This window comes from Pseudobutyrivibrio ruminis AD2017 (genome assembly GCF_000424305.1).
Classification (GTDB): Bacteria; Bacillota; Clostridia; order Lachnospirales; family Lachnospiraceae; genus Pseudobutyrivibrio; species Pseudobutyrivibrio ruminis_B.
In genome coordinates, this window is record NZ_KE384162.1 from 491,810 (window position 1) to 505,394 (window position 13,585).

Annotated in this window: 6 protein-coding genes; all 6 read right to left on the minus strand. The window is 35.4% G+C overall.

Annotated elements, in window-relative coordinates:
- Position 1 precedes the first annotated feature (1 nt).
- The 6 genes from G611_RS15505 to G611_RS0112540 are packed head-to-tail and all read right to left on the minus strand — an operon-like array spanning position 2 to position 13,574.
- Positions 2 to 712, minus strand: a complete 711-nt coding sequence (locus G611_RS15505; protein ID WP_051195256.1) for a hypothetical protein — start codon at positions 710 to 712, stop codon at positions 2 to 4.
- Positions 705 to 2,162: a PglZ domain-containing protein gene (locus tag G611_RS14895; protein ID WP_051195257.1), complete on the minus strand. Its 1,458-nt coding sequence runs from the start codon at positions 2,160 to 2,162 to the stop codon at positions 705 to 707. Before G611_RS14895 ends, G611_RS15505 begins: the two co-directional genes overlap by 8 nt.
- Entirely contained in the window at positions 2,162 to 4,834 is a 2,673-nt protein-coding gene (locus tag G611_RS0112525) for a DEAD/DEAH box helicase (RefSeq protein ID WP_028243923.1), read from the minus strand. The genes G611_RS14895 and G611_RS0112525 overlap by 1 nt, the downstream gene beginning before the upstream one ends.
- A 23-nt stretch (positions 4,835 to 4,857) precedes the next feature.
- Positions 4,858 to 7,356, minus strand: a complete 2,499-nt coding sequence (locus tag G611_RS0112530) for a DNA methyltransferase (RefSeq protein WP_028243924.1) — start codon at positions 7,354 to 7,356, stop codon at positions 4,858 to 4,860.
- A 14-nt stretch (positions 7,357 to 7,370) separates the two neighbouring features.
- The gene (locus G611_RS0112535) at positions 7,371 to 9,881 is read right to left on the minus strand and encodes a DNA methyltransferase (protein ID WP_028243925.1); all 2,511 of its coding nucleotides are present in this window, start codon (positions 9,879 to 9,881) and stop codon (positions 7,371 to 7,373) included.
- 9 nt (positions 9,882 to 9,890) lie between these two features.
- Positions 9,891 to 13,574, minus strand: coding sequence for a DUF6079 family protein (locus tag G611_RS0112540; RefSeq protein WP_028243926.1), 3,684 nt, complete (start codon positions 13,572 to 13,574; stop codon positions 9,891 to 9,893).
- Positions 13,575 to 13,585 lie beyond the last annotated feature (11 nt).

Sequence of the window (13,585 nt, forward strand, 5' to 3'; positions counted from 1 at the left end):
ATTAAGCCTCCTTCAAACTAACAGTGGCTTCTCCACCAAAATTACTGAAAATAAAGCTATCGTCTTCCATCAAACTTGTCTTATCTACCATATAATTAAACGGGAAGAATAAAGCTGCATTGTTTAAGCTACCTACAGTATGATATGCTGAATCAGAAATGCTCATCATCGTATGCATCATAAAGCAAATTACCTTAGCATTTTTCACTTCAAATTTGTGCACATGATATTTTCCTGGCTTATCACAGGTAAGCACTCCTAAAGCCTTAAGTGTTGCAACGAGCTTATCAATAGAATGAAATAAAGTAGTACGCTCACCCCATTCATCAAAGATTTTTTGCTTAAGCTGTGCTAAAGTAATCTCATCCTGAAACTCTGACATTTTACCAATAAGTCTACATACATCACCAAAAACAGGATATGCAGCCAAAAGCAAGCACCAATGTATCTCTAAAGTATAATCTGGATAATTCTTATAGAGCTTCTTCGCTTCTGCAAAAAGCTCTTTAGAATATTCATTCTCATAGATCCAGATATTCATCAAAATTTCTCTGGTCTTTCTAAGATTTGTTGGGCTACCTATCTCAAATCCCAGATACTCATTCAACTGATTTTTAACTTCATCTTCAGTTAAATCCTCGATTGCAAGCTCAGCCACTTTATTCAACCAAGGCTCTTTTAAATTTCTTGATAAACCGACCATTTTAGCCATTATTTTCTACCGCCTTTATTTTTATAAATGGAACTACCACTTCATCTAGAGTAATTCCTCCATGAGTCAGGACTTTTTCTCCTTTAGTATCAAAAGAAACGCCTGTTTCACAAATCATATAATCAAATTCCTTTGGAAGATAATACTTAGGATACTCAATAAGATTATCTTTCCCTTTTAAAGAATCTTTTACAGCAAAATCTTTCAATACCAGCATTCTTTTACTCTTAGTTTCTAACTCAACGCCAGCACCGGTAATTTTTCCAATACCTGTACAAGCTGTATCTCCATGATCTGCAGAAATATAAATATCAAAGCCAGCTTTAAGCATTCGTCTAACAAGATTCACTAGCTTTTTGCTCTCAGAAAGGAGCTTCATGTCCTGATACATGCCTTTTTTCCCCTGTTTCTGAGCATGCAGCATTTCATCACAATCAAGAATAATAACAGCTCCACATTTTACGAAACTTGAAAACTCTGCATCATAGCCGCGCTCATATCCTATCTCTGTTTCTGTATAACCAAGATTTCTTGCTGCTTCTACAAATTCTTTCTTTTCGTTAGCTTGTTTCCAAGGATCAATCAATTGGCTTGGAAGTTTTCCACTCAACAAACACTGTCTTGATACGGAAGTTGTTGTCGGAATCATAGCCATTGTTGATGCCTTCTGATACTTTAAATCTGTAAATGATTCCGAGATTATATTCCAGTCAAATTCAGACATTCCATCCATTACAACGAGAACAAATCTCTCACTGTTTTCATGCATATATTCCAAGGTTCCACTGACCAAAGTAGGTGCATTCTTTCCTATTTTAGAAGAAAGCTTTCCATATTCCTTAAGAATATATTCTTTAAACTGTTCATTTAATTCAGAGGTATCCTTTCCTAATCCAAACCTACTACAAAGTACATCTATTTCAGCTTTCTGGTCCGCAATATAAAGCCAATCTTCATAATCAGGATTATCCGAAACTACTCGTTGAATCTCACTCCAAAGATGATCTATATAAGCTTTTATATTCTCTTCTGAATATACTTTATTATCAAAAAACTCCTGTACTTCTTTATCATTTAAATTCTTCACAAAACTACTAGTATAAGCATTGATGATAAGATTTAAATCTCTTTCTCTTCCAGGTATTTCTCCATATATACTTGGAAAAAGTTTACTCATACTAATTTGATAAGAAGTCATTCTACGCAGAAGGTCATAGGGAATATACTGGTTACTTTCCGCAAAAACAGCTATCTTATTACCTTCAGCTTTGATTTCAGATTCATGCTCTACACGAAATTCCAGATCATTTTTATATTCAACAGCCTTATGACCTCTTTGCTCAAACTCATCCGCAATATTATATTTTTCTCTTAGTTTTTCATCATCTACAACAAGAACCTTGTCGGCATAGGTCGCAGGTGACTCATCCACTATATACTTCTCTATCATTAAGCCTCCAGCTTCGCCAACAGAATCAGCTTTAATTCAGGATAGATTACCTTTTCACGCTTAAATTCTGATTCCATCACGTTCTTTTCTTCTTCCAGCTTCTTCAATCTTGCATTCTTAATATTGTCTATACCAATGCTTTCAGCAGCTTCTTTTCTTAGATTCCAAGCATGCTCAAACTTGTTATGACTCTCCTTCACTTTGCCAACATACTTATCCCTTATTTCTACAAAGGTATCATAAGCATAGGTTGTGGTAATCTCACAAAGCTTTTCATATTGGTCATCCGATAATGGTAAAGATTCCTGGCAACTAATCTTTGAGTTTGCATCTAAAAATACATCCATTATCCTTTTTCCAGCTATAGGCCGTAATACAAAATCGCTGTTTACAAATACCGGCAGAATTTTTACAGCACTTTCATCCTCCGCAACTGAGAGACTCCACAACATAAAATAACCAGCCTCATTAGGAAAGTTCTCAATTGATACACTTAGTAATTTGTCATTTTTTGCCTGTAAGTACTCTCCATTTAGCATTTCCTTAAACTGAGGATTTTGAACGCTCATATCGCTTAACAACTGAACTTCTCTGCCATTCCAATGCTGATAATAGGTATACATCATTCTCAGTGCGTCATTGATATCGAAATTAGATTCTATCCCCACCAATTCTGATAAATTCTTCTCCTCACAGAGAACATCCCTATAACTCTTAACATTCTTCATCTGGTCCTTCATTTCCATTGTTACAGAGCTCAGATTCTTTTCAATATTGTATGGCTTCTCAATTGACTTGATATACACGTCTGTAAAATCATATTCAGCTACTTCGCTATCAAGGACATCAGAATATTTATCTATTCCCATTTCCTCTAGAATTACAGAAAGCTTTTCTTCAATAACCTCACGCACACGTTTTTCTACAGTCCCCTCAAGGATAAAATTGTAAATATGAACATCCTTTTCCTGACCAATACGATCCACACGTCCACATCTCTGTTCAACACGCATAGGATTCCAAGGCATATCATAATTGATTAGAATGTTAGCAAACTGCAGGTTCAAACCTTCTCCACCGGCATCTGTAGAAATAAAAACATCTGAGTCTTCTTTAAACTCACGTATAGCTTCATTTCTTTCATCAATGCTCATGCTACCATTCAGTGTAGAAACTCTATATCCTTGCTTTTCAAGGTACTCCTTAATATATCTAACTGTTTCAACAAACTCCGTAAAGATGATTACCTTTTGGTCTGTATCCTCACTTCTAAGGCTATCAATCAGTTCTACCAGCTTCTCAACCTTAACATCCGGATACTGAAACATAGCCTGTCTTGCTGTAGCAATTATCTTTTGTAATTCCTCTATTTCTTCTGAAGAATTCACAGAAAGAGCCTCTAAAGCATCCTCAACGTTATCTTCAATGTTAATCTCATCCAACTCTTCCAAGGATAAATTACTTGCCTTAGTTTCTTGATTCAAAAGCACATCAAGTCTTCGTTTAAGACTTTCCTGAATAGCAGCTGTACTACTTGTGACCATTCTCTGCATGATAATCAGTAGAAAAATAAGGCACATATTCTTCTTTCTATTTTTAACAGCTTTACCATAGGTCTTTGATACATACTCACTAACCTGTTCATAAAGCTCTTTCTGTAAAGAATGGCGCTCATCCCATTCCAAGGAAACTAGATGAGTTATTCTGTTCTTGAATAACTTTTCACCCTGATTATCAATCGCATCTCTCTTTTCTGTTCTTATCAGGAAAGGTTCAACCTGTTCTCTCACTACAGAATCAGCATTAGGAAATGCATCTCTTTCCAGTAATCTAATCAAGCGTAAAAACGGTTCAGTCTTTCCATTATGAGGTGTTGCCGATAAAAGGAGTAAATACGGACTTGCTTCTGACAATAGTTGTCCAAGCTTATATCTCGCCACTTCACTTGATGAACCAGCAATCTTATGAGCCTCATCAATGATAATCAAATCCCATCCACTATTAATAATTGAATAGATACGCTCCTGATTGTAGGCTTCAACTTTCTCATCACTCCATCCGGCATGACGTTCTATTGGTTTTATAGAATCCATTGGTGATATTACATAATCAAAGGTTCCGTATACATCCTTTGAATTTGTTAGCCTACGAATAATGTCATAGTCAGAAGGCAAAATAACCTGAAAATGCTCATGAAACTTTTCACGCATTTCTATAGACCACTGAGTAACAAGACCTGTAGGACATACCACCAATACTCGTTTTACTAGACCACGAGCTTTCAACTCTTCTATTATCATTCCGGCTTCAATAGTCTTACCAAGACCTACTTCATCGGCCAAAATATAACGTACCTGATTTGTACGAAGTGCCTTTTTTAAAGCATGAAGCTGATGCGGCAATGGAATAATTCCACTAGAAATAGGAGTTAGTAATCCATCTGACATCTCATTCTTAATTTTTGAAAGCGTTGTTATAAAACGGAGATAGTTTTCATCACATCTACTGTTGTCAGAATCTGCAACTAATCTGTCTTCGCAAACCTTATATACAGTGCCAGATGCTGCATCAAATACCTTGTAAGAAATGTATCCCCAAAGGTCAATGCATTCTAGAACCATCACATTTTGTCCGTTTTCCTTGTCATACGCATAACTGCCTATTTCTAGCATATATTCACCATACCTAACTAAAATTAAATTCGACTCAAGCTTATGTCATAGTACATAAGCAAATTCTGATCTTCCTGGATTGTTGTGTCTGGAAGACGTTGAGCCATATCTACAATAGCCTGATAGTTTTTGTCCTTCCACAACATAGAAAAGCCTGCTCTAATTGCTTCTGATCTAAATAGTTTTAGCTTTCCTTTTGTTTGCATATATCCCTCAAACTCTTTTATAAGCTTTTTCTCACGAAGCTTAGAAAGGTCACCTTCTTTTGTTATATCAGGTATATACCACTTTCCAGAATCATCTTGTAAAAAATTCTCCTCAAGTAATTCTGCCAATTCAGGTATTGCTTCGTATTTATCCACAGATTTTACTTCTCTCATAAACTTAGGCTGAATATCTGCGTAAGCTTGTGGCTCATTTAATTGTTGATACAGCCATCCTATTGCAGTTTTTTCATTTGTTACAACAAACGATAATTGCACTGGTTCAACATCCATTTTTATTCTTGCTGTATCATATTCATTAACCTGATCCGCTAAAAAATACATTGAATCACGTTCAATAAAATGTTCTCCAAGCCCAACATAGAACTCATGCGCATCCATAGGAATTGGAATTCCTTTCATAATGTGATAAGCCACCATTCTATCAAAGAGAAGATACGCTTGTCGCTCATCAATAATATCAATCTTCCCATTGCCGTCTGAATCGACTATTACAGGTAAATTTGCTAAATGCTGCCGTACAAATGACCACGCAGTCTCTTCGGTACCAGCATCTAACAATAAGTTGTCTGTAAAGCTCTTCTTTGGTTTATAAGCAGATATAACCAAATCCTGTTTAACTGCACCTTGACTCATTAACTGTTTGTAACTACTTTGCTGCTTATTTAATGTTCGCACATCCGCAATTACAAATCCTGCTCTCTGAATAGCTTCCTGAATTGCATTCCAAACGGAGTTTTTAGAATTATGGAACTCAATAGTTATCCATCTGTTTGGTTTTAATACTCTAAAGAATTCAGAAAAACACTTTGTCATAAGGTTTTGATATTCAGGCAATCCCTTATTCTGAGCGGCATTTATAATGGCTTCTTTGTCTTGATTAGTCATTACCTTAAGCCATGACTCCCATACATAGCTAAGCTCCGAATAATTTAAATTGCTACCAAATGGAGGATCTGTGAATATATAATCCACTGAGTTATCTGGAATAGGCAACTGCGTTGCACTACCGCATGAAATAATAGTCCCTGAACCATTATCTCTTAATGCAAAATCCTTAAACTTTCGAATTGCAGCATCAAAAATATTGTTTTCCTGGTATAAAGATGGAATATATAAAGTTCCAGATAAAGCTCCACCTTTTCCATTAGTTCTATATCTATACGTTTTAGTGCAATTCATCATGATACTAGTAAACACAATTCTACTTAAACGCATTTTGGGATGATTGAAAATTCGAGAAAAAATCATCAAATTTCTTGGTGTCATAAAATGATGCGTATGCGTAATGCCGCTTATATCATTTCTTCTTCCCTCACTACCTTCACACATTCTATTCTGAGGAAACCATCCATTTATACTTGAATATGTTAAGTTATTAATCATTTTTAAATCTTCATCATCTGGACGCTTATTATATCTTTTTCCACCAAAAGTATAATTAATCTGGACTGGTACTTGTTTTCCAAAATTAATAACCTCACCTGTGGAATCCAATATTTTTTCTATTGCCCTATCACATGTCGCTTTTTTTAATTCCATACCACAATTAGGACACGCGAATTCATCATTTATTTTTTTTGCTTCGAGGTCTACAGCTGCATCCCAAAAAACTATTTCTTTACCACAATGCGGGCAAATAAAAACATCTGACCAAATTGTATAGTTTATCGTTCCATATTGATTATCTAAGAAGCCAAAACTATCCTCATGTTTAGTTGTGTACAAATAATCACATTCTCGTTTGACATCTTCCATAATTTCATTGAATTCATCATGAAATTCTTTCATGGAAAAAGGCGAATTATATCCATTTGCTATAAATGTAGCCGCTGGAGAAATATCATTTAGTATAGCGTATCTTTCGCCGCTATTATTTCTTTCCGAAGGTGATAATTCAAAAACTTCCTTCTCATTTCCACATCTATGAGCTGCTACACCCGTCATACCAGTTCCACAAAATCCATCGAATACTATGTCTCCAGGTTTTGTGTAATGCAGAATATATCGCATTATTGCCTTATAAGGAACTTTAGTATGGTACGTATGCGCCATATAGATTGGGTCGTTTTTACCCTCGCTCACATCTGCTGCAAAAGGTTCTTTTTGATATGAATCATTGTCTTCATCATATTTATGACCATATTCTGAAAGAAACTCCTCAATAAAAGGGTTCGGACATGCAGTATAATAAGGAGCTTCAGAAAGATTAATAATATCCTCGTCTGTAGCCTTTGGAAATCCTTCATATTTTCTCACTGCATCAATATCTGCTCGTGTTAAATTTCTATTCTTCATCTACTTACCTTCTCTTAAATACGACTTAAACTTATGTCATAATACATAAGCAAATTCTGATCTTCCTGGATTGTTGTGTCTGGAAGACGTTGAGCCATATCTACAATAGCCTGATAGTTTTTGTCCTTCCACAACATAGAAAAACCTGCTCTAATTGCTTCTGATCTGAAGAGTTTTAGCTTTCCTTTTGTTTGCGTATAGCTTTCAAACTCCTTGATTAGTTTCTTTTCACGGAGTTTTATTACATCCCCTTCTTTAGTGACATCTGGTATATACCATTTTCCAGTCTCATCTTGTAAAAAATTTTCCTCAAGTATCACGGATAATTCAGGTATCAATTCATATTTATCAACCGTCTTTACTTCCTTCATAAATCTTGGCTGAATATCAGCGTATGTTTGTGGCACATCCAATTGCTGATATAACCAACCAATGGCTGTTTTTTCATTAGTTACGACAAATGATAATTGTACTGGCTCAACATCCATTTTTATTCTTGCTGTATCATATTCATTGACTTGATCAGGTAAAAAATACATTCCATCTCTTTTTAAAAATCTTTCATCAAGACCATGATAAAAATCCGTGGCATCTATAGGCACCGGTATTCCTTGCATGATATGATACGCAACCATTCTGTCAAAAAGAAGGTAATCCTGTCTTTCAGAAATCAATTCAATTCTTCCATTTTTTGTTACTGTTACAGGCAGTTTTTCCAAATGTTGTCTAACAAAATCCCACGCAGATTCTTCTGTTCCAGCATCTAGCATTAGTTGTTTTTTTAGAGACTCCTTTGGTTTATACGCTGAAATAACCAAATCTTGATCAACAGTACCTTTAGCATTTAGCTGATTTATTGTCTTTTTCTCTTTGTTTAATATTCTAACATCCGCTATAACAAAACCGGCTCTGTTTATAGCTTCCTGAATTGCATTCCAAACACTATTCTTTGAATTATGAAACTCTATAGTAATCCAGCGATTCGGTTTCAATACTCTGTATAATTCGCAAAACGCCTTTATCATTAATCCTTGGTAATCAACCAATGATTTATTTTGTGTATTATTCATGATAGCTTCTTCTGCATTATTTGTTAGTACGCCCAGCCAGCTCTCACTTAATATATTCAATTCAGAATACATAATGTTAGCGCCAAACGGCGGATCAACAAAAACATAATCTACACAGTTATCTGGAATTTGTGATAAGCATGTAGCAGACTGAGTCGAAACTAAAGTATCTGCATCCTTATATGATAAACGCTTTAGCTTGTTAAATTGGAATTCAAGTTGTGCAACTACATTGTTTTCTACCGACAACGGTGGCAAATAAAATGTCCCTGCCATTGGTCCCACCAAAGCTCTATACTTATGCTCTTTATCATCATATTCAGGCATAAATCGATTAAGTATCGACAGTTTTGGTAAGGTGCTTGTCAACAGAAATAAAGCTTTAGAATCTGATGTTAAATCCAAAAAAGATTGAATTACATTCAGAGTTCTACTTCTATAGGCCTGCCATACATATTTCAAATTTCCTCTAAACATCTCTGGCGTTTTGTCGCCCTCGAAGAATTTAATTTGAGCATTAGGTAGTCTTCGATAATCAACATGAATAGAATGCGCCCTAGCTATATCTTCCTGGTCCGGTTCTTTTGTATAACGAGTACCATTTACAGAATAACTAATTCTGACAGGAACAGATTTCGTAATATTCATAGGCAATCCCGAAATTGGATCTTCAATTGCTTCAACAGCTCTTAAACACTTTGCCTTAGTTAGAATCAACCCACACTTTGGACACGGAAACTCTTTTAACGACTTTCTAGTTTCTTTTTCAACAGCTTCTTTATAATAAACAAATTCCGACGAACAATGAGGACATATAAAAACATCTGACCAAACCATATAATTGATTTCACCATATATAGGCTCGCCATTAAGACCAAGCACTTCTCTATCATCTATCAAATGTTTCGTTTTATATAATTCGTGACATTTTTCTTTTAAATTCTTTAATACATTCTCAATATCAGATATTTGTTTTTCTCTTATCGATTGATTGTAGTTTCCAGCGATGAATGCTGCAATTGTTGATATATCCGTCAATATTGCATGCCTTGCAGATAATCCAACTCCATTGTCATCACAGATCTTAGCTGCAACTCCAGTCATACCGGTTCCACAAAAAGAATCCAAAACAATGTCTCCTGGTTTTGTATAATGTTCGATATAAGCTTTTATTGCTCTAGGCGGAACCTTTGTATGATAACTATGGATGTTATAAATTTGATCACTTTTACCCTCTGCCACATCTGATGCAAAAGGTTCCCTATGATAATCATCCATTGTCTCATCATATTCAGTCCCATTTTCAGCCAAGAAATCTTCAATAAAAGGATTTGGACAAGCAGTGTAGTTTGGTGCATCAGAAAGCGCAATTATGTCTTCATCTTCGGCAATAGGAAAACCCTCTATATCTCTTAATTTATCTAAATCTTCTTTTGTAAGTTTTCTCTTCTCCATATTTACTCCTTACTTACGCTTAACTACTATCCTCAACTTACTTGCATCTTTTCCCTTTGTGTAGTTCTTTACTAATTCATCAAAATTCTGCTTAAAACTATTCTCATCCATTGGAGGTAATGCCTCCAATCTTTGAATAAGTTCATCAGCGTCAACTACAACCGGTTCAAATCCCTGTAGTAAAGCTTCAATACTCTTAACAAAGAAATCATCTACCTTTTCAGGAAGACTTTCAGAATTAACAAGCTCGTCAATTATCTTCTTCTGATCTGGGCTTAAATAATCTTTTGAACTTGCCACTAAAGGATCAGACAATGTATCAACCAATGTTTTATTCCATTCCTTTAGCAAATCATCAATCTGATTTTCTATATTATCTAACTGCCCAAATACATTAGGCGCATCATCATCCAATCTCAAACTACAGTGAGGACATACTGGCGTAGATTTTATATCTTCTTTCTTAAGGTCATAGCATATCTTAAGAGAAGAAAGCTTCTGCTCTATGCTACTAAGCTTCGCAGTAGAAAGGATCTCGATGCTTCTAAGTTTTTTAAGATTTCCCAATTCCTTGCTTTCCAGAATCTGTCCCCTACGCTGAGCATCTTTAATGTCAAGTCTCTTTTTCTTATGCTCATCCATATAAAGCTCAATATAGGCCTCTTTAATAGTGGAAAGTTTATCTTCAACTAATCTTGCTGAAGCATCTCCAGCTGTACCATCGATTATATTATCTCTTATGTCTCTAAAATCTTTCTTGGCACTTTCAATCTTTGATTTAAAATCAGCACCAAGATCCATCATTTCAATATTAGCAATATAGGTAACTGTTTCTAAACACTCTGACTTGAAGGTTACATATTCCTGTATTGCCTTAATCAAAAGTACTTGTTTTTCGAGTTTAGCTATATCCTCCATCGATAAACTAAAGTTGTTAAGCTTTGCAGGAGTATTATACTTCGCTCCGTAGTTACTGAATTCTTCTTTAATAGCCTCGCAAGCAGCTAACATCTCACTTGCAACAGCAGAATTAACCAGTGGCTCATTCCATAATTCAAAGCCATTGCTCAACTTCTGTTTTTCAATAACTGCCGTATTACTTAATTCCTGGGCTTTTTCACAAAGTTTTTCAACAGCTTTACGTTTAGCATTGTCATCACCATCTAATTCTGCAGGATTGAGATCTACAATTTCAAAAAGCTTTTTGATTTCAGCTAATGATGTCTGTGCTGGACGTGATAAATACTTAAATTCATATAAATCTCCAGCAAGAACACTTGTAATCTGATCCAAATTTGATGCAGTAATCTTCTTATTATTTTTCAGAGTTATCTCAGCATATCCTCCATAAACCATTGCCAAGAAGATAATTGGAGTGAAAATAAAATCTATCTGAAAACGCTTATCTGCATAGTCTCCCATGAACTTTGGCTCAAATATATCAGAGTAATTAATTACTCCCTGAGGCGAGAGCTTATTAACCATATCAATGTAATAAGCAGCATACTTTGAATTCTCCGGTTTAATTTTATCTCCCTCAAGAATACCGAAGCTTTCCAGCATCATTGTAGACTGCTGTGTCTTTCTTCCTGCAAAATGATCAAAAGCAACACGTGCATTATCCGCCATATTTCTTCTCGTAATCTTAGTTTTCATTACAGGATATTCCGGATACTTCTGATTAAAATAATCATCAAAACAAAGAGAAGCTGCTAAATCAATTGTGTCCTTGAAGGACTCATCCTGCTTATATCTTCCCTTAAGAACTTCAATTAACTGATGTTTTTCTTTTTTATAAACAACATCAAAGCAAGTATTCTTGTTTTCACCTAAATGTTTAATAAGCTTCTTTCTGTAGATTACAGATTTCTGCTCATAAGCTTCTCTATCCTTTCCTTCACTTATCTGTGCCTGCAGCTGAGCAGCAGAGAATAAGCCAAGCAACTCTTTAAAGTCGTCAGTTGACTTAAAATACAAATATACTTCATCTTCCAAATTCTGAACTGCTGAACTATCAGCGTTGTATGGAGGCATAATATGAATATAGAAATCTCTTTCCGGCTGAGCTGTGCTTCTTTCTCCCGGTAATCCCATGAACAAATAACCTTCACGGAACATACTATGAGAATCCCAATTCAAGTCATATTCATAGATATTGAAATTGGTAACATACTGTTTTGCATCCCACTCCAAGCAGGAATAAACAATGTCATAGAAGAATCTATTAAGCTCAGACTCCGCCAAAACAGAGGCTCGCTGCTTAATCTTCTCCTCGTAATCTACAATCTTATCTACATCTATGTAGTATTGGTTGTTTGCATCGTTATAGATGATGAACTGTCCTGAAACAGTGGTCATGATATCTTTCAAGGTCTGAGAAACGATTGAAAGCAAGAATTCAGCTTCCTGCTCTGGCATCTGAAGATACAGACAGAGATCATCCTTCAGATTCTCAGCTGTCAGACCGTACTGAACATCAAGACCATTAGTTGTAAGTCTATGTACACTAAGAGCATAGATGATTTTAATAGCCAAAGGCTTGTAGGCAGGCTTAGGGAATGATCTGTTGATGATTTCTTCCAACTGTGAACTTGCATTTACAACCTTAGAAATCATAGGATCTGATTTGAACATTCCATTATTCTTGATAGAAAGCCAGCAACTATCAAAAGAGAAAATACCAGGCGCATTCTCTGGAACTTCTTCATTAAAAATTGACTTAATGGTTGAAGAAATATCCTTCAATATATGTCTTGTCTCAATAACACTAATCTTATTGAACACATCAATGTATTCCGGATGAATAGGATAAAGATCCACAAATTCTTCCAATCTTGAAGACATTCCAGTATAGAGCTCAGAGAAATTCTCAAGATGACTTCTAATCCAAGCCTTCTGCTCTGGTGTCTTCTTTAAAATTCTCTCTGATACAACATATGAGGTTGCCTCTTTTGTAATAATCAGCTGTGTGAATCTGTCACTTACCTTCTTGAGTGTATCTGATACGAAACTGAATTTAGGATTATCGAAGATTTTTTCCTGTACACCAAAGATAACTCTAAGCTTTGACTTAGAGCACATCTCACCGAGTGCACGGAAGAATTCAAGATCAAGAACAATCTGTCTCTCATCTCTTGAAGTTAAGTAAGAAAGGAACTCATCGACAACAATCATGTAACCCTTATCCGGATACTTTTCTTCAAAGTTAACCATGAAATCCTTAATGATTTTCTTATTATCTTTTACATTTGCAAAATCAGGCATCTCAAATGGAATACCTCTATTCTGAAAATCTTCCTGGATATATCCAAAAAGCATTTCACGAAGAGGCATTGTTACGCCACCAATTTCAATTCGAAGAACTTCAAATTTACCAGCAATACATTCGAGTTCTTTTGCAAAATTCTTGTTCTGAAGATACTGTAAGTTTTCTTCATCTGTTGCTACTGCAGAAATAACAGACATCAAGTGAGATTTACCAGTACCATAGTTACCTACTACTAAGACACCTTTATTGTCTACAACTTCATCCATCTGCAACTGATCAAAAACAGGAGCCTGCATATTTTCTGCCATCGTATCTGACATTACATAGGTCTGCACCAATTTCTTAGCTGCTTCTTTTTCCCCCGCCTCAATCAACTGAATAGTAGATTCAATTGGTTGAAAGTTAATTAATTCTGAATACTTCATTATGTCTATCC

Coding starts and splice junctions, on each gene's coding strand:
- G611_RS0112525 (WP_028243923.1), bottom strand. CDS start 4,834: ATGCTAGAAATAGGCAGTTATGCGTATGACAAGGAAAACGGACAAAAT.
- G611_RS15505 (WP_051195256.1), bottom strand. CDS start 712: ATGGCTAAAATGGTCGGTTTATCAAGAAATTTAAAAGAGCCTTGGTTG.
- G611_RS0112530 (WP_028243924.1), bottom strand. CDS start 7,356: ATGAAGAATAGAAATTTAACACGAGCAGATATTGATGCAGTGAGAAAA.
- G611_RS14895 (WP_051195257.1), bottom strand. CDS start 2,162: ATGATAGAGAAGTATATAGTGGATGAGTCACCTGCGACCTATGCCGAC.
- G611_RS0112535 (WP_028243925.1), bottom strand. CDS start 9,881: ATGGAGAAGAGAAAACTTACAAAAGAAGATTTAGATAAATTAAGAGAT.
- G611_RS0112540 (WP_028243926.1), bottom strand. CDS start 13,574: ATGAAGTATTCAGAATTAATTAACTTTCAACCAATTGAATCTACTATT.